Here is a 22,183-nt window from a genome sequence, read left to right on the forward strand (position 1 = left end):
ACAACCGGAGCGGAACTGGCGGGGCGCTTCCCAGGACGCGCTGTTGCTCAGCTCCGGAGAAGCTCCGGGAGGCGGAGAATCTCCTCCTCGGTGGCGCAGGACTCACCAACCGACACAAAGGTCAGGAGGCGGACACTCCCTCCCCTCACCGCGGCGATCTTGTGGTGGCCGTCGAGGAGGAAGTGGAACAGCCCCCCAGTGGCGCACGCGGCGAAACCACGGGCCTTCGATGTCGAGCAGCCCCAGGGCGGCAGCGGTCGGGTGGCCGGAGGCTTCTCCGTAGCGGGCGGTCGTGACCGGGTCGGCGAGCGCGGAATCGGTGATGGGAACGGCGAACTGGAACAACTGCGTGCTCGTCGACCTGATGGTGACCGAGCCGGTGACAGGCGACGTTGGCGGGATCGATCGCGTACTCGTGGCACGCCGTCGACGGTCAGGTAGCGGGCAGGAGGGTCTGTCCAGTCCACCGCGAGCCGGGGTGCCGCCGTCCCCAGGATCACCCGCCGGTAAGCCAGGACCTTGGTCATCTCCGTAGCCTGCCCGGGGCCCTGCCACCGAGGCACCCGAGATTCGCGCCGTGAGCTAGCAGGTGGGGCACCGCCAGGACTGGCGGTGCCCCACCTGAGCGGCTGTTCAGGGTCACCCAGCGCTGACCGTCAGCTGCAGCCGGAGGTGGCGCCGCAGCCCTCGCAGACGTAGCAGGAGCCCGCGGGGCGCATCTTCGTGCCGCAGGTCATGCACAGCGGCGCGTCGGCCGCCTTGCCGAGCTGCAGCTCGACCAGCTCGGCGGTGCTGTGCGCCGATCGTTCGGACTCGGACGGCTCCGCGTTCTCCCGCTCGGCGGCCCGCGACCCGCTCGCGTCGACGGTGCTGCGCAGCGCCTCCAGGTCCACCTGCTCGGCCGGCGGCTCACCGTGGTCGGCCCGCACCTGCGCGGACCGCTCGTCGGCGGTGAAGATCCCGAGCTGGGCCCGCTTCTCGAACGGCAGGTAGTCCAGCGCCAACCGGCGGAACAGGTAGTCCAGCACGCTGGTGGCCATCCGGATGTCGGGGTCGTCGGTCATCCCGGCCGGTTCGAAGCGCAGGTTCGAGAACTTCTGGACGTAGAACTCCAGTGGGATCCCGTACTGCAGCCCCACCGAGATGGACATCGAGAACGCGTCCATCACACCGGCCAGCGTCGAGCCCTGCTTGCCGAGCTTGACGAAGATCTCGCCGAGCCCGTCGTCGGGGTACGAGCCGGCGGTCAGGTACCCCTCGGCGCCACCGACGGTGAACGACACCGTCTGGCTCGGCCGCTTCTTCGGCAGCCGCCGGCGCACCGGCCGCTGCTCGACCTCCTCGACGGCCTTGTCCTGCTCCTTCTTGGCCGTGGACAGTGGCTGGCCGACCTTGCAGTTGTCCCGGTAGATGGCCAGCGCCTTGAGGCCCAGCTTCCAGCCCTGGAAGTAGATCTCCTCGACGTCCTCGACCGTCGCCGACTCCGGCATGTTCACCGTCTTGGAGATGGCGCCGGACAGGAACGGCTGCACCGCGGCCATCATCCGCACGTGGCCGATCGGGGCGATCGACCGCTCACCCACCGCGCAGTCGAACACCTCGTAGTGCTCCGGCCGCAACCCGGGCGCGTCCACCACGTGGCCATGCTGGGCCACGTACTCGACGATCGCCTCGACCTGCTCCGGCTGGTACCCCAGCACCTGCAGCGCCCTCGGCACCGTCTGGTTGACGATCTGCATCGAGCCGCCACCCACCAGCTTCTTGAACTTCACCAGCGAGAAGTCCGGCTCGATGCCGGTGGTGTCGCAGTCCATCATGAAGCCGATCGTCCCGGTCGGCGCCAGCACGCTGGCCTGCGCGTTGCGCCAGCCGTGCGCCGTGCCGAACTCGATGCCCCGCTGCCACTCCCGGGTCGCCAACGTTCGCGTCCTGGCGTCGTCGGTGTGCAGGGTGCGGATCTCGTCGTTGGCCGCGGCGTGCTTGCGCATCACCCGCTGGTGCGCCTCGGCGTTGCGGGCGTAACCCTCGTACGGACCCACCACCTCGGCCAGCTCCGCCGAGCGCCGGTAGGACACGGCCGTCATCAGCGACGTGATCGCCGCGGCGAGCGCCCTGCCGCCGGCGGAGTCGTAGGCCCGCCCGGTGGCCATCAGCAGCGCGCCGAGGTTGGCGTAGCCGATGCCGAGTTGGCGGAACTTGCGGGTGGTGTCGGCGATCGCCTCGGTGGGGAAGTCGGCGAAGCAGATGGAGATGTCCATCGCGGTGATCACCAGCTCGACTGCCTTGGCGAACCGCTCGGCGTCGAACGACCCGTCCTCGCCCAGGAACTTCAGCAGGTTCAGCGACGCCAGGTTGCAGCTGGAGTTGTCCAGGTGCATGTACTCCGAGCACGGGTTCGACGCGGTGATCCGGCCCGACTCCGGGCAGGTGTGCCAGTCGTTGATGGTGTCGTCGTACTGCAGGCCCGGGTCGGCGCACTCCCACGCGGCCTTGGCCATCGAGCGGAACAGCGCCTTGGCGTCGACCTCCTCGATCACCTCGCCGGTCATCCGGGCCCGCAGACCGAACTTCCCGTCGGTCTCCACCGCGCGCATGAACTCGTCGGACACCCGCACCGAGTTGTTCGCGTTCTGGTACTGCACCGAGCTGATGTCGCCGCCGCCGAGGTCCATGTCGAAACCGGCCTCCCGCAGGACGCGGATCTTCTCCTCCTCGCGCGCCTTGGCCTGGATGAACTCCTCGATGTCCGGGTGGTCGACGTCGAGCACCACCATCTTCGCCGCGCGCCGGGTCGCGCCACCGGACTTGATGGTGCCGGCGGAGGCGTCGGCGCCGCGCATGAACGAGACCGGGCCGGACGCCGTGCCGCCCGAGGAGAGCAGCTCGCGGGACGAGCGGATCCGGGAGAGGTTGAGCCCGGCGCCGGAGCCGCCCTTGAAGATCAACCCCTCCTCCCGGTACCAGTTCAGGATCGACTCCATCGTGTCATCAACCGACAGGATGAAGCAGTTGTGGACACGCAGGTTGCCGGAGAGGTACTCGCCGCTTTCGGTCTGGATGTCGTAGACCTCCATTGGACCGAGCTCCTCGACGCGGGCGATCTCCAACCGCTTCACCGGGCCGGCCGCGCGGCCCGGCTGGTCGAACCCTCGAGCCAGCTTGGCTGCCTTGTCCTGGCCGACAAAGCCGATCTCGTCGGCGAACGTCCTCCGGTCCCCGGCGTTCTGGATTCGGAGGCTCCAGCAGCCGTGCCGATCCGCACGCGGATCGGGCTTGAAGCTCACCCGCGAGAAGATGCCGAACCTCAACAGCAGCGACTGCACGCCGCGCACGAGTCGCTCGGAGATCATGTCCATGGCGACGAGCGTCGACCGCTCACGCGCCGATACGTAACCTTCGGCCTGGAACATGCTCCGCACATAGGCGGCAACCACGGGCAGCGGCGCGGTGAAGAGCCGCTCGGGCACCTTCATGTCGACGCCCCGTGCGCGTAGTCCCCACTTCTCGACGAAGGACGCGAGGTGGTTGCCGTAGAGGCGGATCCGGCGGCAGTCCAGGTCGTCGCGCTGCGTCTCGACCGTCCGCACATGACGGTGCGCCTCAGGAAACACCCGATCGATCGCGGACATCACCCAGCCGAACTCGTCGTCGTTGACGGTCATCGCCTCGATCGTCAACGACTTGTTCGTTCCCTCGTACTGGCCGACGAAGCCGTCCGACTGCAACCAACCCGCGAGCGCCGCTTCGGCGATCTCGTCGGGGCTGATCTCCCCCTCGCCGAAACCATCCCGGCGGTGCCACTGGAGCTGGTCTCCGGGTCGGAGACCGCCCGCCTCGACGAACCGCCCTGTCCGGTCACTCGTGCACTTCCACACGAGGTGGTCGGCCGTCACGTCGAGGACGTACCCGGCCTTCGTGTGGAGGCGAAGCACGTTCTTGACGCCGTTCGCCTTCACGGCGACGACTCGGGTGAGGCCGTACGCGTCGTACACCTTCGTGCCGACCGCACCGTCCTCGACGAGTTTGCCGATCGGCACCAACCCACCCGGCGTGCTGACCAGAGCGTCGTACGGCTGGCACGCGCTCACCTGCTGTTTCGAGCTGGTGCCGACGTTGAACCAGACCGGGGAGTTGAAGCTGAACACCTGGTGCAGCAGCATCCAGGTGAGCTCGTGCTCGAAGATCTCCGCGTCGGTCTTCGTGTCGAAGTAGCCGTGCTTCACGCCGGCCGCGACGTAGGTCTTGACCACCCGGTCGATCAGCTGCTTGAGGCTGTGCTCGCGCCGCGGGCTGCCCAGCGCCCCGCGAAAGTACTTGCTGGTGACGATGTTGGTGGCGTTGGCCGACCAGAAGTCCGGGAACTCGACACCACGCTGCTCGAAGTTCACCGAGCCGTCGCGCCAGTTGGTCATGACGACGTCACGCTTCTCCCAGGTGACCTCGTCGTAGGGGTGCACGCCCTTGGTGGTGAACACGCGCTGCACGCTCAGGCCGCGCCGCCGCCGCTTGCCCGACTTGCCGGTGGCCTCCGCGTCGACTCCCACGGTCTCCGTCATGACTCCCTCTCCACTGTTCCCGAGCGCCGCGGCGGCGTCAGCTGTCCTGCTCACCGTCGTCCTGCGCAGCCGACTCCGCCATCGCCTGCCGAAGATCCGCGATCTCCTTCTCGAAGTCCTCGATGGACGAGAAGGAGCGGTAGACACTCGCGAAGCGCAGGTAGGCGACCTCGTCGAGCTCGCGGAGCGGACCCAGGATGGCCAGCCCCACCTCGTGGCTCGGAATCTCCGCGACGCCGGTCGCCCGGATCGACTCCTCGACCCGCTGCGCGAGCTGCTGCAGCGCGTCGTCGTCGACCGGCCGACCCTGGCAGGCGCGGCGCACTCCCCGAACCACCTTGTCCCGGCTGAACTGCTCGGTGACCCCCGACCGTTTCACCACGGCGAGCACCATCTGCTCCGAGGTGGTGAACCGGCGACCGCACTTCGAGCACGAGCGGCGCCGCCGGATGGCCTGCCCCTCGTCGACCTCACGAGAGTCGACGACGCGGGAGTCCGCGTGCCGGCAGAAGGGACAACGCACGGCCGATCACCTTCCTCCCCACGACACGGGCTCGACTCACTGAGGCCGACCATCCGAGCCACCACGCGAAGCCGGCCCGCTGCGACAGCCTACTTCGGATCCTACCCCAACCTGTGGACCAACTACAGGCGTGTACTACTACATGTAGGGGTTGACCTTAAGTCGCGGCGTCGGGCCACGCAAGCGACGCGACCGGACCGAGTGAGGGTCGTCGTGCCGGGGGCGGCGTCCACCTGGGAGTGTCGCGGGCGGTGTGCCCGTGCTCGCGACGCGTCACTCCCCCGGCAAGGGGATCGGCCTCGCGCCGGCAGATCACCGGAGCGCCAACCAGCCGGCGCCGGCCCGGGCGGAGCGGCTTCGCCGCCACGGGGAGGCGGAACCGGCGTACCGGAAACCGGCGCCGCGGCATCACCGGGCCGGGAACCGGCGCGCCGACCATACTGCCAGCGCGCAGCGGGCGGGCTCAGGGACCGCTCGGGATGGGATCGGGACCGCGAGCTCGGCGACCCGACGCTCCGGCCACCGGCCTTCCGAGGTCGGACCGAGGAGTCGCCGACCCCCGGCACGGGAAGCGCGCTCCCGCCACCGGCCAGGACACCCGCGCCTCGGCCCGCGGCGCCCGGGTCAGGGCAGCGCGACGCCCGGCTCGTACGGCACGGCGAGCGGAAGCCCGGCCGGGACGGCGGCACCGGAGAGCTCGTTCAGCTCCTGGATCCGCCGCACGACGGCGCCGGTGTCGCTGCCTGGCGCCATCCGCTCGGCGAGATCCCACAACGTCTCTCCCGGCGCGACCGACACCAGCGCGGTCCGCTCCGGCACCCCGGTCGACACCCCGTCACCCAGCAGTCCGAGGCCGGTGACGGTGAACGCCACGGCGACCGCGAGCGCCGCCAGCAACGGCCATCGCACCGTCCGGCGGGGAGCTGGGCAGGTGGCGGTGGTGACCCGCCCGCGGCCGGCCACCGCTCTGACCCTGGTGGGTGGCCGGCGCGGCTCACCCCGCCGCGGCCGCGCCGGCGCGACCCGCGGCGGCACCGCCAGCCCCGACCTCGCCATCCTGGGCATCCTGGCCCCGGTCGTCCTGATCCCGGACGTCCCGGTTCCGCGCGCCCCGCGGTCCATGAGCACCGACATCCGACCCTCCTCGTGTCTCGCCCTCCCGGCCAGCCGGTCGAACAGCCGTTCTATCGAACGTCAGTGCGATGTGTACCACCCGGGACCGACAAAATCGAGTGACAGCGGCGTGTCGTTCGAACAATTGTTTGAGATCCCCCGAGTGGAGGGCTAACGTCGAGGGGTAGACCGGTGGTCGACGGCGCCGGCGGAACGACGCCACGCATCGACCCCGTGCCGGTTCGGTGCCGGTCCGGAACCGGTCCGACGCCACGGCGCCGGACCGGCCGGCACCGGACCTCGGTGACAGTGAGGCCGGAGGACAAGTGCCCGGAGGACGGGGAGGAGCGCAGTGGTGAGCGAGAGCAAGCGCGGGGCGGGCAAGGTGCACGCCCTGCGCGAGGTGGACGACCCCGACGACGGTCTGACCGCGCGTCAGCAGCAGGTCCTGGAGGTGATCCGGGCCTGGGTGGACCGGTTCGGCTACCCACCGAGCGTGCGCGAGATCGGTGAGGCCGTCGGGCTGACCTCCACGTCGTCGGTGACCCACCAGCTGCGCGCCCTGCAGCGGAAAGGCTACCTGCGCCGCGACGCGAAACGGCCGAGGGCGGTGGGCGTGCTCGCCACCCAGGCCCACCCGGCCACCGTCACCGGCGCCCCCGCCGGCGCGGCACCGGACACCATGGACGAGCAGATGCCGCAGCCGGCCTACGTGCCGCTGGTCGGCCGGATCGCCGCCGGTGGCCCGGTGCTCGCCGAGCAGGCCATCGAGGACGTGTTCCCCCTGCCGAAGGACATCGTCGGCGAGGGCGACGTGTTCCTGCTCAGCGTCACCGGCGACTCGATGATCGACGCCGCCATCACCGACGGCGACTGGGTGGTGGTCCGGCAGCAACCGGACGCCGAGACCGGCGACATCGTGGCAGCGATGATCGACGGCGAGGCGACGGTGAAGACCCTCAAGCGCAAGGACGGGCACGTCTGGCTCATGCCGCAGAACGAGGCGTACGAACCCATCCCGGGTGACGAGGCCACCATCCTCGGCAAGGTCGTGGCGGTGCTGCGGCGACTCTGACACCACGACTCGCGCGGGCGGGGTGCTCGGCGCCTCGGTGGTTCGCGTCGGGGCGTCGGGGGCGTGGGTGCTCCGGTTTCGGGGTGGTCAGCGGCCCAGGTGCTGTGCTCGGATGGTTCACGCCGGATGCCGCGTGGCCCGCGCTTCGGTGGTACCTGCGGGGCTGATCCGCGTCGGGTGGTTCGTGTGGAGCGTTCCGGCGTGGGGTGATACGCGTCGGGTGGTCCGTAGGCGGTTGGGTTCGAAGAGGTGCTCGCCTGAGTGGGTTGGTGGCTTTCCTCTGGACCTGACGGGTTCGTGTGGCTTGATCGGTGGTCGGTCGGCCGGCTTGGCAGCGAAGGTGGCAGTCGGCGGGGACGTGGCCTCGGCAGGGAAGTGGTCCCGGTAGGGAGACCGGGGGAAGCGGAGAGGTTGTTCCCGCGGTGAGCTTGCTCGTCGGATCGACTCGGCTCGGCGAGCGGGGCGCATCCTGGTGGCTGGGGTTGACCTCGCCCTGTCCCTGCCTGGGTGCCGGCGGTGCGAACCGGCTCGGCGCGCTTCCCTAGCGACCCGGCCGGCGGTGCCGTTGGCGCCGCAGCTTGTTCAGGCCCAGCGCGGCGGCGGCCAGCGCCACGACCACCGCCACCGCGGGCAGCACCGGCATCGACTCCTCACCGGCGGGGTCGGCGGCCCGGCTGTCGGCCGGTGGCTCGCCGCCGGGCCGGCCCGCGTTCGGGCCGTCCGTGCCGGCCTCGCCCACCAGCCCGGCGGCGCCGGGCACCGCCCGCACCGGCTGCCCGACCCCCTCGCTGGCCGACAGCAACGTCCCGTCCGGCTCGAACGCGATGGCCTCGCCCTGCGGCTCGTCGGGCAGCGGTACCCGCACCGGCTGCCGCCCCAGCGCGGCCACCACGTCACCGTCCGGCGCCGGGTACAGGTAGGCATCCGTGTAGGTACGCAGCGCCACCACCGTGCCGTCCGCGCTCACCGCCCCACCGGTGACCAGCACCGAACCGGTTGGCCCGACCGGCCCGCCCGGCGTGTCCGTGGCCGAGAGGCTCAACGAGCCCACCTTCTCCAGCGGCGTCGGCCCCGGGCTGGTCAATCGCTCGGCGGGCCGGTACACCTCCGACCGGCCGAGCACGTTCTTGGTGACCAGGTACGGCGTCCCGGCCCGGTCCAACAGCAGCGCCTCCGCGTCGTGCTGCCCGTCCGGATACGTCAACCGGTACAGCGTCGCGCGGCCGTCGGACCTGACGGCGTGCAACGCGACCGTGTCCCGCTGCTTGCGGTTGTCCCCGGTGTCGGCCAGCCACAGCGTGCCGTCCGTGGCCAGGGCGAGATCCTCCACGTCGTACGGATCCGTGGAGTTGGTCAGCACGCGCTGCACCCGGCAGCTCCGGTCCAGCACGAACACCTGGATCCGGCGGCCGCCGTCGTTGACGGCGTACCGGTGCCCCCCGTCGGCGGCCATCCCGGACAGCTCACCGATCCGCTGATCGTCGATCGCGCACACCGGCTCCGGCGCGGGCACCTCCGCCGGAGCCGCGAGCGCGGGCGAGCCGACCAGGAGCACCGCGAGCAGCACTGACAGCACGGCCGCCCCCGCCGGGACACGGCCGGGACGGCACCGACGGGTCGTGATCACCCGTCCACCGTACTGAAAGTCGGCGGGACACCGGTCCCGCGCGACGCGCTACGCGCGGGAGCTTTCCACCGCGTAGTCCCGCAACGCGGCGGCCAGGTCCGGCCGCACCCGGGCCACCAGCCGGGTGCCCTCCGAGGTGTGCTCCTCGGCGAGCACCTCACCGTCGGCATGGGTCCTCGCCACCAGCTCACCCCGCGTGTAGGGCACCACGACCTCCACCGCGACCTCCGGCCGGGGCAGCCGCTCGGCGACGGCCTCCAACAGCTCGGCCATGCCGTGCCCGGTCCGCGCGGACACCACCACCGCGTCGGGCAGCAGGTGCCGCAGCCGGGCCAGGGTCACCTCGTCGGCGGCGTCGGCCTTGTTCACCACGACCAGCTCCGGCGGCAGCGGCGTGGACCGGCGCGCGCCGATCTCCGCCAGCACCTCGCGCACCGCGCTCACCTGGTCCTCGGGCGCCGGGTCCGACCCGTCCACGACGTGCAGGAGCAGGTCGGAGTCGGCGGCCTCGTCCAGCGTCGACCGGAACGCCTCCACCAGCTGGTGCGGCAGATGCCGCACGAACCCGACGGTGTCGGTGAGGGTGTAGGCGCGCCCGTCCGGGGTCTCGGCCCGCCGCGTGGTCGGATCCAACGTCGCGAACAGGGCGTCCTCCACCAGCACGCCCGCGCCGGTGACCGCGTTCAGCAGGCTCGACTTGCCGGCGTTGGTGTAGCCGACGATCGCCACGCTGGGCACCTCGTTGGCCGTCCGCCGCCCGCGCTTGGTGGCCCGGACGGTGTCCATCGCCGCGATCTCGCGGCGCAGCTTGGCCATCCGCTTGCCGATCCGTCGCCGGTCGGTCTCCAGCTTCGTCTCACCGGGGCCGCGCAGACCCACGCCGGCGTTGCCACCGCGGCCACCGCCCTGCCGGGACAACGACTCACCCCAGCCCCGCAGTCGCGGGACGAGGTACTGCAGCTGGGCCAGCTCGACCTGCGCCTTGCCCTCCCGCGACCGCGCGTGCTGGGCGAAGATGTCCAGGATCAACGCGGTCCGGTCGATCACCTTCACCTTGAGCTTCGCCTCGAGCTGGCGGAGCTGACCCGGCGAGAGCTCACCGTCGCAGATCACCGTGTCCGCGCCGGTCGCCCTGACCACGTCGGCCAGCTCGCGCACCTTGCCGGCACCGATGTAGGTCGCCGGGTCGGGGCGACCGCGCCGCTGCACCATGCCCTCGAGGACCTGCGAGCCCGCGGTCTCGGCCAGCCGGGCCAGCTCGGCCAGCGACGCCTCCGACTGCTCGGCCGTGCCCTCGGTCCACACCCCGACGAGCACCACGCGCTCCAGCCGGAGCTTCCGGTACTCGACCTCGGTGACGTCGTCCAGCTCGGTGGACAGCCCGGCGACCCGCCGCAGCGACGCCCGCTCGGACAGCTCCAGCTCGCCTGGCGAGAGCTCCGGCTCGTCGAGCAGCAGCTCGTCCTCCCGCAACGCGGCATCGAGAGCGGCGTCGTCGACATCGGTGTCGGCGAAAGCCTGGTCGTCGAAAGACCTGTGTGTCAGTTCTGTCATCGTCTCCCTATCGTCCCACGGTTGGTGGGGATCAACGAGCCAATTACCGGCTCGGGTAGAGCGCCAGGTACACCGCCATGCGGTCGGCGCCGGACCGTCGCGGGCGGGCCGCGAACTCGTCGAGCAGCTCCCGCAGCCGATGTCGGAACTCCTCCTGCTCCTCGGCGGGCATTTGCACCACCAGGCGGGACTGGTCCAGCTCACCGGGACCGGTCTCCGCCACCTCCGCGAGGAACGCCTCGAGCATCGCCTCACGGACACCGTCGCTGTCGGCGTTGTCCAGCCGCCAGGACAGGCCGGTGGACCGGTACGGGATCTCCTTCGCGCCGCGGTTTCCCCTGCGCGCGGGTTGTGGCCGCAGGAAGCCCGCGTCCACCAGCTTGCGGACGTGGTGCAACGTCGTCGCGGGATCGCGGCCCAAGCGTTCGGCCAACTCCTTGTTGGTCAGTGCCTCCGCGTAGGTCAACCGGATGATGCGCAGCCGTATTCCCGAGGCGAGCGCGTTCGCCTCGGCCTCGGTGGCCTTCCGTCGTGGGTCCACCCGCACAGCCTACGACGAGCAGTGATTGACACATTCCAATCACTGGCGGCATGCTGCTCGGATGCCCCGCGTGTCCCTGTGGCTCCACCGCGACTTCCGCCGGCTCTGGGCCGGCGACACGGTCAGCCAGTTCGGCACCTTCGTCGGACACACCGTGCTGCCCCTGCTCGCCGCGACCGTGCTCGCCGCCACGCCGGCGCAGATGGGCCTGCTCACCGCCGCCGAGCACGCCGCGTTCCTGCTCCTCGGTTTGCCCGCCGGCGTCTGGGTCGACCGGGTCCGCCGGCGCACGCTCATGCTCGCCGCCGACGCCGTGCGCGGGACGCTGCTGCTGACCGTGCCGCTGGCATGGTGGGCGGGTGCGCTCACGCTGACCCACCTCGTCGTCGTGGCGCTGCTGGTGGGCGCGTGCACCCTGTTCTTCGACGTGTCCTATCAGTCCTACCTGCCGTTCCTCGTCGGGCGGGACCGGCTGGTGGAGGGCAACACCAAGCTGCAGGCCAGCCAGTCGGTCGCCCAGGTCACCGGCCCCGGCATCGGCGGGCTGCTGGTCCAGGCGGTCGGCGCGGCCACCGCGGTGACCGCGACCGGCCTGTCCTACCTCGCCTCGGCCGGCTGGCTGCTGCGGATCCGGGCCAGGGAGCCACGCCCGGTCCGCGCCGAGGGCACCCGGCTGCGCACCGAGGTGGCCGAGGGGCTGCGGTTCGTGTTCGGCGACCGCGCGCTGCGGGCCATCACCGGCTACACCGCCTCCGCGAACTTCGCCGGCGCCGCGTTCACCGCGGTCGAGGTGCTCTTCCTGACCCGGCACCTGGGCCTTCCGGCCGCCGCGGTCGGCACGGTGCTCGCCGCCGGCGGGGCGGGCAGCGTGCTCGGCGCGCTCACCGCCGGGTGGTGGACCCGCCGGATCGGGCAGGCTCGGGCGATCTGGCTGGTGCCGCTGCTGACCGCGCCGGCGATGTTCCTCGTCCCGCTGAGCGCGCCGGGCTGGCGGATCGGCCTCGTCGTGGCTGGCCTCGTCGTCACCGGCTACGGGATCGTCGTCTACAACGTCGCCCAGATCAGCTACCGGCAGGCTCTCTGCCCGGACCACCTGCTCGGCCGGATGAACGCGAGCATCCGGTGCGTGGTCTGGGGAACCCTCCCGCTGGGCGCGCTGGCCGGCGGCCTGCTCGGCGAGTGGATCGGGGTGCCGGCCACGGTGTGGGTGGCCGCCGCCGCGAGCACCGTCGCCGTGGCATGGGTGCTCTGCTCCCCGCTGCGCACGATGCGGGACGTGCCCACCACGCCCGCCCGCGTGGTCCCGTCCGGATCCTGAACGAGCCTCGCGTCGTCGGATCCGGCGGGAGCGTGGGGCGTCCGGCTCCCGCGCGGTCAGGGGCGGGCCGCGCCGGCCCACCAGCCCTCGTCCAGCTCGCCACGGGCGACGATCTCCGCCGGCCCGGTCAGGGTGGACGCGCCGTGCTCGACGGTGACCCGCACCGTGCCGCCGGGAAGCTCCACAGTGGAGGAACCGGTGTCGGTGCCGGCGAGGTGCACGGCCGCGGCCACCGCCGCGACGGTGCCCGTGCCGCACGCCCGGGTCTCCCCGACCCCGCGCTCGTAGACCCGCATCCGCAGTGCGTCGGCGTCGAGGACGTTCACGAACTCCAGGTTCACGCCGTGCGGGAAGACGTCGCGGTCGAACGCCGGCTGGTCGCGCAGGTCGAGGTCGGCCACGTCGTCGTCGGCGAACGACACCAGGTGCGGGTTGCCCACGTCCACCGCGATGCCGGAGAACTCCCTGCCGGCCACCGCGGTGACCGAGCTGCCCACGATCCGCGCCGCTCCCATGTGGACGGTCACGGAGCGGTCCGGGTGGACCCGAACCCTCCGGTCGCCCGCCCGGGTGCCGAGCGCGAAGTCCGCCTCGGTGACCAGCCCGGCGTCGACGAGGTAGCGGGCGAACACCCGCACCCCGTTGCCACACATCTCGGCGAGCGAGCCGTCGGCGTTGCGGTAGTCCATGAACCACTCGCCGGCCGACTCCACGCCCAGCGCCGCCGGCCGCACCACCCGTAGCACCCCGTCGGCACCGAGCCCGCGCTGCCGGTCGCACAGCGCGGCCACCCGCTCGGGAGTCAGGTCCAGCCGCCCGGCCGGGTCGGGGAGCAGCACGAAGTCGTTCTGCGTGCCGTGCCCCTTGAGGAACTCGATGCCGCCCATGCGCACAGGTTACGGGTTCCGCCCCCAGCCCGCGGATCCACTGCCGGCGCGCGGAACCCGGATCGCTCAGTCGACGACGGACACCACCTCTCGCACCCGCTCGGTGAGGTCCGGCCGGCCGCCGTCGAACCACCGGATCCGGTGATCCCGGCGGAACCACGACCGCTGCCGCCGGACGAAGCGCCGGGTGGCCACCACGGTCGCCTCGGCGGCGGCCGCGAAGTCGCCCGCGCCGTCGAGCTCGGCGAGCACCTGCTGGTAACCAAGCGCGCGGGAGGCGGTCCTCCCCTCGCGCAGGCCACGGTCGACCAGCGCGCGCACCTCGTCGACGAAACCGGCGTCGAACATCCACCGCACCCGCCGCTCCACCCGCGCGTCGAGCTCGTCGACCGCGCGGTCGATCCCGACCAGGACCGCGCCGTAGCGCGGAGCCCCCGGGGTGGGCAGGTTCGCCGAGAACCGCCGCCCGGTGATCCGGATGACCTCCAGCGCGCGCACGATCCGTCGGGTGTTCGACGGCAGGATCGCCGCGGCGGCGGTCGGGTCCAGCTCGGCCAGCCTGGCGTGCAGCGCCGCCGCGCCGCGCTCGGCGGCCTCCCGGTCCAGCTCCGCGCGCACGGCCGGGTCGGTGCCGGGGAAGCGCAGGTCGTCGAGCACGGCCTGGACGTACAGGCCGGACCCGCCCACCAGCACCGGCACCCTGCCGGCCGCGAGCAGCCGCGCGACGCACGCCCGCGCGTCGCGCTGGTAGGCCGCGACCGACGCGGTCTCGGTCACGTCCAGCACGTCGAGCAGGTGGTGCGGCACGCCGCGCCGCTCCTCGACGGTGGCCTTCGCGGTGCCGATGTCCATGCCGCGGTAGAGCTGCATCGCGTCGGCGTTGACCACCTCGCCGCCCAGGGCGAGCGCGAGCTCCACCCCCAGCGCGGTCTTGCCGGTGGCGGTGGGGCCGACGACGGCGACCGGTCGGATCACCTTCGCTCCCACACCGCGACGTGGTAGCCGACCCCGAACGGGGCGGCCGAGTACAGCAGCCGCGCCCGCCAGCGGCCCGGGGCGGCCAGCGCGGCCAGCACCTGCCAGGGCACCCGCCCTCCGGCGCCCAACTCGGCGGCCAGCTCGGGGTCGAGTGCCAGCAACGCCGCGGTGTCCGCGGTGCCCAGCGCGGCACCGACGGCCCGGTCGAATCCGGGGGCGCGGTCGTCCTCCCCGCCGGGGGCGCGCGGCCCGTGCCGGTTCGCGCCGTCACCGAGCACCAGCAGGCCCACCGGGTCGGTCGCGCCGTCGACCGCGGCCAGCCGGTCCACCAGCCGGTCCCGGTCGGCGTCGCCGGCGGCACCGGCGTTCACGGCCAGCAACTCGACCTCCACCGACTCGGCGCCGGCCCGCTCCCGCAGCCAGGCCGCGACCAGCGCCGGCAGCGGCAGGTCGGTGAGCTCGGCGGGGGCCGATCGGGACAGCGTCACCGGCACGTCGACGCCGTAGCCGGCGAACGTGCCCCGCGCGGGCGGGCGCATCCGGCCCGGGCAGGCGTCGGCGCCGATGGCCAGCCAGTGCCCGGCCACCTCGGCGAGCCGCCGGGCGGCGGCCACGCAGGCCGTACGGACGGCCGCGGTCGCGTCCACCATTCCGGGCACCAGCTCGGGCACGAGCAGGGGAGGATGGGGCACCACGGCGGCATGGGTGATCACACCGATCGACGGTACCCGGCACACCGGAACGGGTCGCCGACCCAGGCTCGGAGTACCACGAACGGCGCTGACCTGTTTGAATGCCCGCCAGGGATCGCGGTCCCGCCGCACCACGCACCACCCGGCCCCGCCACCCGGCGGGGCGCCCGCCACCGGGCGGGCCGACAGGCGAGAAGGAGCCGGCCATGGCCGACCACAGCACACCCGACGGCACCGACGTCCCGGCGCCGTCCCAGGTGCCCCACGCGCACGCCGCCCCGGCGCCCCCGGTGCCGAACGCCGAGGCCAGCCCCGAGCGCTGGGGCCGGGTGGACGAGGAGGGCAAGGTCTACGTCCGCACCGAGGACGGTGAGCGGGTCATCGGGATCTGGCAGGCCGGCACCCCGGAGGAGGGGCTGCTGCACTACGCGCGCCGGTTCGACGACCTGCGCACCGAGGCCGAGCTGTTGGAGACTCGGCTGTCGTCGGGGACCGGCGACCCGAAGCAGGTGCTGGCCAGCGCGACCCAGCTGAGGGACGGCCTCGGCGAGGCCGCGGTGGTCGGCGACCTCACGGCGTTGCGGGCTCGGGTGGAGCACGTCCTCGCGCACGCCGAGCGGGCGCTGGCCGAGGTGCGGCAGGAGCGGGAGCAGGCCCGCGCGGCCGCCGTCGCGCGCAAGCAGGCGCTGGCCGAGGAGGCGGAGACGATCGCCGCCGAGTCGACCCAGTGGAAGGCCGCCGGCGACCGGCTGCGGGCGATCCTGGACGAGTGGAAGACGATCAAGGGCGTCGACCGCAAGACCGACGACGAGCTGTGGAAGCGCTTCGCCAAGGCCAGGGAGTCGTTCAACCGCCGGCGCGGCTCGCACTTCGCCGAGCTGGACAAGCAGCGGGCCGCCGCGCGGGCCCGCAAGGAGGAGCTGATCGCCGAGGCCGAGGAGCTGTCGGAGTCCTCGGACTGGGGGCCCACCGCCGGCCGGTACAAGGAGCTGATGGCGGAGTGGAAGGCCGCGGGGCGGGCGCCCAAGGACACCGACGAGGCGCTGTGGCAGCGGTTCCGGGCCGCCCAGGACAGGTTCTTCTCCCGCAGGTCCGCGGTGTTCTCCGAGCGGGACGCCGAGTTCGCCGCCAACGCCACCAAGAAGGAGGAGCTGCTCGCCGAGGCGGAGAAGATCGACCCTTCGGTGAACCTGGAGGGGGCGAAGGCGCAACTGCGCCGGATCCAGGACGCGTGGGACCAGATCGGCAAGGTGCCGCGGGAGCGGATCCGCGAGCTCGACGGCCGGCTCAGGGCCGTGCAGGACCGGGTGCGCGAGGCCGAGGACAGCAAGTGGCGGCGCACCGACCCGGAGGCCGAGGCCAGGGCGGCGCAGTTCCGCGAGCGGGTCGAGCAGTTCGAGTCGCAGGCCGCCAAGGCCCGCGCCGCCGGCGACGAGCGCAGGGCCCGCAAGGCCGAGGAGCAGGCCGCCCAGTGGCGGGAGTGGCTCGCGGCCGCGGAGCGCGCCGTCGCCGACCGCTGACCCGGAGTCGGAGGCCACGCCGCGCGGGTCACCCGGCTCCGGCGCACTCGCGCAACGCACGGACCCTCACCGCTGCCGCGCGGCGAGGGTCCTCCGGTCGCGGTCGCCGCCGGACGAGCGGGTCAGGTGCGGGACCAGGCGGTGCGCATCCACTGCGCGGCGAGCACGATCATCGCGACCAGGGCGAGCACCATCCCGATGCCGGGGCCGGCGCCGGGCGCGCCGCTGGCCGGCGACGACTGCTGCGACCAGATCGCCAGCACCCCGTCCACCGAGGCGAACCAACCGCCGACGGCGCACACCCAGGTCAGCCACCACCGTCGGGTGGCCAGCGCCAGCGCCGAGGCGATCACCCCGAACGCCGTGGACGTCGCCGCGAACAGCCGCGGCACGGCACCGCCCTCGCCGGCCAGCACCTGCCACCCGGCGACGTCGCCCACCCACGGCAGCAGCAGCCCGACGATCAGCGCGAACGTGGCCACGGCGATCACGAACCCGCGGCGGCCCAGCTCCACGGTGCGGGCGGCCCGACTGACCACGGCGTCGACGTCGGCGGCGAGCCGGTCGACGTCGGAGGAGGCCCGGTCGCCGGATCCGCTCGGGGTGCCGCTCATCGCGCGCACCCCCCGACGGCGGCCGGCGGCTGCGGTGGCGTGCCGAACCCCGGCAGGCCGAGGCTGACCCCGCCGGTCTTCGGCCGCAGCCCGGCCTCGGTGTTGTCCCCGGCCCGGGTGCGCCGGTGGGAGACGAGCTCACCGTCGGCGACCAGGTGGTGCGGCGCGGCATAGGTGACCACGGCCTCCACGACGTCGCCCGGCCGGACGGCGCGGTCGACCACCGCGCCACGCGGGGTGAAGTGCACCAGCCGGCCGTCCCTGGCCCGGCCGGTCATCCGGTGGGTCTCGGCGTCCTTGCGGCCCTCCCCCGCGGCGACCAGCAGCTCCACGGTGCGCCCGACCCGCGTCCTGTTCTCCGCCCAGGCGATCTCGTCCTGCAGGGCGACCAGCCGGTCGTAGCGCTCCCGCACGACCTCCTTGGGCACCTGGTCGGGCATCTCCGCCGCCGGGGTGCCGGGCCGCTTGGAGTACTGGAAGGTGAACGCGCCGGAGAAGCGGGCCTGCCGCACCACGTCGAGGGTGGCCTGGAAGTCCTCCTCGGTCTCCCCGGGGAAGCCGACGATGATGTCGGTGGTGATGGCCGCGTCCGGCATCGCCGCGCGCACCTTGTCCAGGATGGACAGGAACCGGCTGGCCCGGTAGGAACGGCGCATCCGCTTCAGCACCCGGTCCGAACCGGACTGCAACGGCATGTGTAGCTGGTGGCACACGTTCGGGGTCTCGGCCATCGCGTCGATCACCGAGTCGGTGAACGCCGCCGGGTGCGGGGAGGTGAACCGCACCCGCTCGAGCCCCTCGATCGGGCCGCACGCGCGCAGCAGCTCGGCGAACGCGTCCCGCCGGCCGAACTCGACACCGTAGGTGTTGACGTTCTGGCCGAGCAGCGTCACCTCCAGCACGCCCTCGGCGACCAGCGCCTCGACCTCGGCCAGGATCTCCCCCGGCCGGCGGTCCCGCTCCTTGCCGCGCAGGGACGGAACGATGCAGAACGTGCACGTGTTGTTACACCCGACCGAGATGGACACCCAGCCGGAGTACGCCGAGTCGCGGCGGGCGGGCAGCGTGGACGGGAAGGTCTCCAGCGCCTCCAGGATCTCCACCTGGGCCTCGGCGTTGTGCCGGGCCCGCTCCAGCAGGACCGGCAGCGAGCCGATGTTGTGCGTGCCGAACACGACGTCCACCCAGGGCGCCCGCTGGACGATCTCGCCGCGGTCCTTCTGCGCGAGGCACCCGCCGACGGCGATCTGCAGGTTCGGGTTGGCCCGTTTCACCGGGCGGAGCTGGCCCAGGTGGCCGTACAGCTTGTTGTCCGCGTTCTCCCGCACGGCGCACGTGTTGAACACGATGACGTCGGGCGTGCCCTCCGGGCCGGCCGGCTCGTAGCCCGCGTCCTCGAGCTGCCCGGCGAGCCGCTCCGAGTCGTGGACGTTCATCTGGCAGCCGAAGGTGCGGATCTGGTAACTCCGGGTCACCCGAACTCCTGGTCGCGTGCGATGGCGGTACGTCACCTTCCAGGGTAGGCCGCGGCCCCGGCAGGCCGGTGACGTGGGCCGTCACGACCTGACGTGCCGGCTCGGCGGGCGAGTCGTTAGAGTCTCGCCCACAATGCTCCGGGTCACCTTTCGGGGTGACCCGAGTAGCACCTAGGTTGCGTTTTGACCAAAGAGCGTCTCTCCCGGGCCGCTTCGGTGTTAGATCCCGTTGTTGCCCGGAAGTGGGCCCGAGCTCGAGCAGACCGCCGCGATGGAGGCCAGATGACCGATGCGACGCCCTCGCCGCCGATGATCAAGGCGGTGGCCGTGGACAAGTTCTTCGGCGACCTGCACGTGCTGAAGGACATCAACCTGGAGGTGCCGAGGGGTCAGGTCGTCGTGGTGCTCGGGCCGTCGGGGTCGGGCAAGTCCACCCTGTGCCGGGCGATCAACCGGCTCGAGCCGATCAACTCCGGGGAGATCTACGTCGACGGCAAGGCGCTGCCCGCGGAGGGCAAGGCGCTGGCGGCGCTGCGCGCGGATGTCGGCATGGTGTTCCAGCAGTTCAACCTGTTCGCGCACAAGAGCATCCTGGAGAACGTCACCCTCGGGCCGATCAAGGTGCGCAAGGTCAACCCGGCGGAGGCCAGGAAGACGGCGATGGAGCTGCTCGAGCGGGTGGGCATCACCGACCAGGCGGAGAAGTACCCGGCGCAGCTGTCCGGCGGCCAGCAGCAGCGGGCGGCGATCGCCAGGGCGCTGGCGATGCGCCCGAAGGTGATGCTGTTCGACGAGCCGACCTCGGCGCTGGACCCCGAGATGGTCCAGGAGGTGCTGGACACCATGGTCGGGCTGGCCAAGGAGGGCATGACCATGGTCGTGGTCACTCATGAGATGGGTTTCGCCCGCCGCGCCGCGCACCGGGTGGTGTTCATGTCGGATGGTGAGATCGTCGAGGACTCGACCCCGGACGACTTCTTCACCAACCCGAAGTCGGACCGGGCGAAGGACTTCCTCGGCAAGATTCTGACGCACTAGCTCCACCCCGCGGCACCGCCGTGCCGCGGCCGATGAACCAGTCAGGAGAGGAACTCATGAGGTTTCGTACCCTCGCCGCGGGTCTGCTGATCAGCGGCCTCGCCCTGTCGGCGTGCGGGAAGGAAGGTGGCCCCACCGACGCGGGCAACGGCGACGGCGACGGCAACGGCGGCGCTCAGCCGCTGACCTACCAGGTGGCCGAGAACGTCAGCGTCGAGGGCTCGCCGACGTTCCAGGACATGAAGGCCAAGGGCCACCCCGTCGTCGGGGTGAAGGAGGACCAGCCGGGTCTCGGGTACAAGGACCCGACGACCGGTGAGTACAGCGGTTTCGACATCGAGATCGCCCGTTACGTGGCTGCGAAGCTCGGCTTCGAACCCGGGACGATCGAGTACAAGCCGGTGCCCTCCGCTGGTCGGGAGCAGGCCATCATCAACGGGGACGTGCACTACTACGTCGGCACGTACACGATCAACGACAAGCGCAAGGAGCAGGTCGCCTTCGCCGGCCCGTACTTCGTCGCCGGGCAGGGCCTCCTGGTTCGCGAGGACAACACCGACATCACCGGCAAGGACTCGCTGCAGGGCAAGACGGTCTGCTCGGTGACCGGCTCGACCCCGATCCAGCGGGTGCGCGACCAGAACCTGACTGACAAGATCGTCGAGCTGCAGACCTACTCACAGTGCGTCAACCAGCTCGTCCAGGGCCAGGTCGACGCGGTGACCACCGATGACGCGATTCTGAAGGGCTACGCGGCGCAGGAGCCGGACAAGTTCAAGGTCGTCGGGGACACCTTCTCCGAGGAGCCGTACGGCATCGGCATGCCGAAGGGCGACAAGGCGCTGCGGGACAAGGTGAACGACATCCTCGAAGAGTCGCTGCAGAACGGCGACTGGGAGAAGATCTACGACGCCACGCTCGGCAAGTCCGGCGCGCCCGCCGAGAAGCCGACCATCGACCGGTACTGATTCCACGTCGCGGCCGGCGGAGCACCCCGTGCCCCGCCGGCCGCGGTCGTAGGCGGCCCGGTCGTACCGGCACCGGCCCAACCGGGCGAAGACCGTCGGGTGCCGCCACCGACTCCGAGGAACACTATGGACGTCCTACTCGACAACCTCGACCTGTTCATTCCCGCCTTTCTGAACACGATCAAGCTGTTCCTGATCTCGGCGGCCGGGTCACTGGTGCTGGGCACGATCCTGGCGATGCTGAGGGTCAGCCCGGTGCCCGTTCTGCGAGCGGCCGGTACCACCTACGTGACGTTGTTCCGGAACACCCCGCTCACGTTGATCTTCTTCTTCTTCGCGTTCGCGTACCCGCTGCTGCGGATCGTCGACGTCTCGTTCTTCACCGCCGCGGTCGTCGCGCTCACGCTGTACACGTCGGCGTTCGTCTGCGAGGTCGTGCGCTCCGGGATCAACACCGTGCCGGTCGGCCAGGCCGAAGCCGCCCGCGCGATCGGCATGACGTTCGGGCAGATCCTCGGCTCGATCGTGCTCCCGCAGGCCGTTCGCTCGGTGGTGCCGCCGATGATCAGCACCATGATCGCGCTGTTCAAGAACACCACGATCGCGGCCGGCTTCTCGGTGTTCGAGGCCGGCTCCATCTCGGCCTACCTCTCCGAGCGGGGGTACAGCGTGATGATCGGGTTGCTCTGGGTGGCACTCGGGTTCGTCATCCTCATCATCCCCATCACCCAACTGCAACGCAGCCTCGAGAAGCGGTGGAGCGTGGTCCGATGAGCTCGGTTCTGTTCGACGTCCCCGGGCCGAAGGCTCGAGTTCGGCACCGGGTCTACGCCGTGGTCGGTGGCGCCGCGATCGCCGCGATCCTCGCGTTCGTGATCTACCAGTTCGCCGAGGCCGGCCAGTTCGCCGCACGGATGTGGAACTGGATCCAGTACGAGCAGGTGCAGCTCGATCTGCTGGCCGCGCTGGGCAACACGCTCAAGGCGTTCGCCGTCGGCGCCGTGCTGGCCCTGGCGTTCGGTGCCGTCTTCGCGGCCGGCCGGCTCTCCGACCACGCCGTCTTCCGGGTGCCGTCGACGATCATCGTCGAGTTCTTCCGTGCGGTGCCGCTGGTCGTGATGATCTTCTTCTTCCACTTCGGTCTGAGCCTCGGGGCACCGTTCTACTCGGTGGTGCTCGGTCTCATGCTGTACAACGGGTCGGTTCTGGCCGAGGTGTTCCGGGCCGGCGTGCTGTCCCTGCCCAGGGGGCAAAGCGAGGCGGCCTACGCGGTCGGCATGGGCAAGACGCAGGTGATGCAGTTCGTCCTGCTGCCCCAGGCGCTGCGGGCGATGCTGCCGGCGATCGTCAGCCAGCTTGTGGTGCTGCTGAAGGACACCGCGCTGGGCTTCCTCATCACCTACGAGGAGCTGCTGCGGTACGCCCGGTACCTCGGCGGCCTGGTCGAGTTCGGCCGTCCGCTGGTGCCGGTCACCCTCCTCGTCGGCGCCATGTACATCGCGATGTGCCTCGCGCTGACCGGTCTGGCCCGGTACCTGGAGCAACGCAACCGGAGGAACAAGAAGGCCCCGGTCGCTCCCGGAGTGGTACCGGCGAAGGAGGAGGGGGCCGTACACATCCCTGATGCCGAACAGCAACGCGTTTGAGCCATGTTGGGAACCACTCGGATCGCGGTGTGACTTCCACGATCATTACGATATGCGA

At 71.7% G+C, this 22,183-nt stretch carries 18 protein-coding genes; 7 read left to right on the forward strand and 11 right to left on the reverse strand.

The features are described 5' to 3' along the window. Positions 1 to 656: 656 nt before the first annotated feature. The 3 genes from BM051_RS18450 to BM051_RS28560 all read right to left on the reverse strand — a co-directional run bounded on the left by BM051_RS18450 (position 657) and on the right by BM051_RS28560 (position 6,213). Positions 657 to 4,556 carry a vitamin B12-dependent ribonucleotide reductase gene (locus BM051_RS18450; RefSeq protein ID WP_092531611.1) on the reverse strand — a complete coding sequence of 1,300 codons (3,900 nt, stop codon included), beginning with the start codon at positions 4,554 to 4,556 and terminating at the stop codon, positions 657 to 659. A gap of 37 nt (positions 4,557 to 4,593) precedes the next feature. Next, positions 4,594 to 5,079: a transcriptional regulator NrdR gene (nrdR, locus tag BM051_RS18455; RefSeq protein ID WP_092531614.1), complete on the reverse strand. Its 486-nt coding sequence runs from the start codon at positions 5,077 to 5,079 to the stop codon at positions 4,594 to 4,596. 624 nt (positions 5,080 to 5,703) lie between these two features. Next, positions 5,704 to 6,213, reverse strand: coding sequence for a LysM peptidoglycan-binding domain-containing protein (locus BM051_RS28560; RefSeq protein ID WP_177216964.1), 510 nt, complete (start codon positions 6,211 to 6,213; stop codon positions 5,704 to 5,706). A 334-nt stretch (positions 6,214 to 6,547) separates the two neighbouring features. Between BM051_RS28560 and lexA the strand changes: the two genes are divergently transcribed. Further along, positions 6,548 to 7,267, forward strand: coding sequence for a transcriptional repressor LexA (gene lexA, locus BM051_RS18465; RefSeq protein ID WP_243859300.1), 720 nt, complete (start codon positions 6,548 to 6,550; stop codon positions 7,265 to 7,267). Positions 7,268 to 7,808: 541 nt separating this feature from the next. Here lexA and BM051_RS18470 read toward each other — a convergent pair. From BM051_RS18470 to BM051_RS18480, 3 genes are read right to left on the reverse strand one after another with little or no spacing between them, the layout of a single operon-like run. After that, positions 7,809 to 8,894: a hypothetical protein gene (locus BM051_RS18470; protein WP_424923256.1), complete on the reverse strand. Its 1,086-nt coding sequence runs from the start codon at positions 8,892 to 8,894 to the stop codon at positions 7,809 to 7,811. A gap of 48 nt (positions 8,895 to 8,942) precedes the next feature. Then, on the reverse strand, positions 8,943 to 10,448 hold the full coding sequence (gene hflX / locus BM051_RS18475) for a GTPase HflX (protein WP_092531620.1): 1,506 nt from the start codon (positions 10,446 to 10,448) through the stop codon (positions 8,943 to 8,945). A gap of 43 nt (positions 10,449 to 10,491) precedes the next feature. Beyond that, positions 10,492 to 10,989: an ArsR/SmtB family transcription factor gene (locus tag BM051_RS18480; protein ID WP_092532146.1), complete on the reverse strand. Its 498-nt coding sequence runs from the start codon at positions 10,987 to 10,989 to the stop codon at positions 10,492 to 10,494. 61 nt (positions 10,990 to 11,050) lie between these two features. On the opposite strand from BM051_RS18480, the gene BM051_RS18485 reads away from it, so the two are divergent. After that, a complete protein-coding gene (locus BM051_RS18485; RefSeq protein WP_092531623.1) occupies positions 11,051 to 12,307 on the forward strand; it encodes an MFS transporter in 1,257 nt (418 codons plus the stop codon). A 56-nt stretch (positions 12,308 to 12,363) separates the two neighbouring features. On the opposite strand, the gene dapF is transcribed toward BM051_RS18485, so the two are convergent. The 3 genes from dapF to BM051_RS18500 all read right to left on the reverse strand — a co-directional run bounded on the left by dapF (position 12,364) and on the right by BM051_RS18500 (position 14,885). Further along, positions 12,364 to 13,194, reverse strand: a complete 831-nt coding sequence (gene dapF, locus BM051_RS18490; RefSeq protein WP_092531626.1) for a diaminopimelate epimerase — start codon at positions 13,192 to 13,194, stop codon at positions 12,364 to 12,366. Positions 13,195 to 13,260: 66 nt separating this feature from the next. Further along, positions 13,261 to 14,169, reverse strand: coding sequence for a tRNA (adenosine(37)-N6)-dimethylallyltransferase MiaA (gene miaA / locus BM051_RS18495; protein WP_243859299.1), 909 nt, complete (start codon positions 14,167 to 14,169; stop codon positions 13,261 to 13,263). Further along, entirely contained in the window at positions 14,166 to 14,885 is a 720-nt protein-coding gene (locus tag BM051_RS18500) for a class III extradiol dioxygenase subunit B-like domain-containing protein (RefSeq protein WP_092532149.1), read from the reverse strand. The genes miaA and BM051_RS18500 overlap by 4 nt, the downstream gene beginning before the upstream one ends. Before the next feature lie 185 nt (positions 14,886 to 15,070). Between BM051_RS18500 and BM051_RS18505 the strand changes: the two genes are divergently transcribed. Further along, positions 15,071 to 16,384, forward strand: coding sequence for a DUF349 domain-containing protein (locus BM051_RS18505; protein ID WP_092531632.1), 1,314 nt, complete (start codon positions 15,071 to 15,073; stop codon positions 16,382 to 16,384). Between the two features lie 122 nt (positions 16,385 to 16,506). Here the strand turns inward: BM051_RS18505 and BM051_RS18510 are convergent, their stop codons facing one another. Continuing rightward, the gene (locus BM051_RS18510) at positions 16,507 to 16,998 is read right to left on the reverse strand and encodes an Rv2732c family membrane protein (RefSeq protein ID WP_092532152.1); all 492 of its coding nucleotides are present in this window, start codon (positions 16,996 to 16,998) and stop codon (positions 16,507 to 16,509) included. After that, the gene (miaB, locus tag BM051_RS18515) at positions 16,995 to 18,473 is read right to left on the reverse strand and encodes a tRNA (N6-isopentenyl adenosine(37)-C2)-methylthiotransferase MiaB (RefSeq protein ID WP_092531635.1); all 1,479 of its coding nucleotides are present in this window, start codon (positions 18,471 to 18,473) and stop codon (positions 16,995 to 16,997) included. Before miaB ends, BM051_RS18510 begins: the two co-directional genes overlap by 4 nt. 309 nt (positions 18,474 to 18,782) lie before the next feature. On the opposite strand from miaB, the gene BM051_RS18520 reads away from it, so the two are divergent. The 4 genes from BM051_RS18520 to BM051_RS18535 all read left to right on the forward strand — a co-directional run bounded on the left by BM051_RS18520 (position 18,783) and on the right by BM051_RS18535 (position 22,125). After that, on the forward strand, positions 18,783 to 19,511 hold the full coding sequence (locus tag BM051_RS18520; protein WP_177216968.1) for an amino acid ABC transporter ATP-binding protein: 729 nt from the start codon (positions 18,783 to 18,785) through the stop codon (positions 19,509 to 19,511). A 56-nt stretch (positions 19,512 to 19,567) separates the two neighbouring features. Beyond that, positions 19,568 to 20,479, forward strand: a complete 912-nt coding sequence (locus tag BM051_RS18525) for a glutamate ABC transporter substrate-binding protein (RefSeq protein ID WP_092531642.1) — start codon at positions 19,568 to 19,570, stop codon at positions 20,477 to 20,479. Positions 20,480 to 20,605: 126 nt separating this feature from the next. After that, positions 20,606 to 21,253, forward strand: coding sequence for an amino acid ABC transporter permease (locus BM051_RS18530; protein WP_092531645.1), 648 nt, complete (start codon positions 20,606 to 20,608; stop codon positions 21,251 to 21,253). After that, positions 21,250 to 22,125, forward strand: coding sequence for an amino acid ABC transporter permease (locus BM051_RS18535; RefSeq protein ID WP_092531648.1), 876 nt, complete (start codon positions 21,250 to 21,252; stop codon positions 22,123 to 22,125). Before BM051_RS18530 ends, BM051_RS18535 begins: the two co-directional genes overlap by 4 nt. Positions 22,126 to 22,183: the final 58 nt, after the last annotated feature.

The sequence above is a fragment of the Amycolatopsis arida genome, assembly GCF_900115565.1.
In the GTDB taxonomy this organism is placed as follows: domain Bacteria; phylum Actinomycetota; class Actinomycetes; order Mycobacteriales; family Pseudonocardiaceae; genus Yuhushiella; species Yuhushiella arida.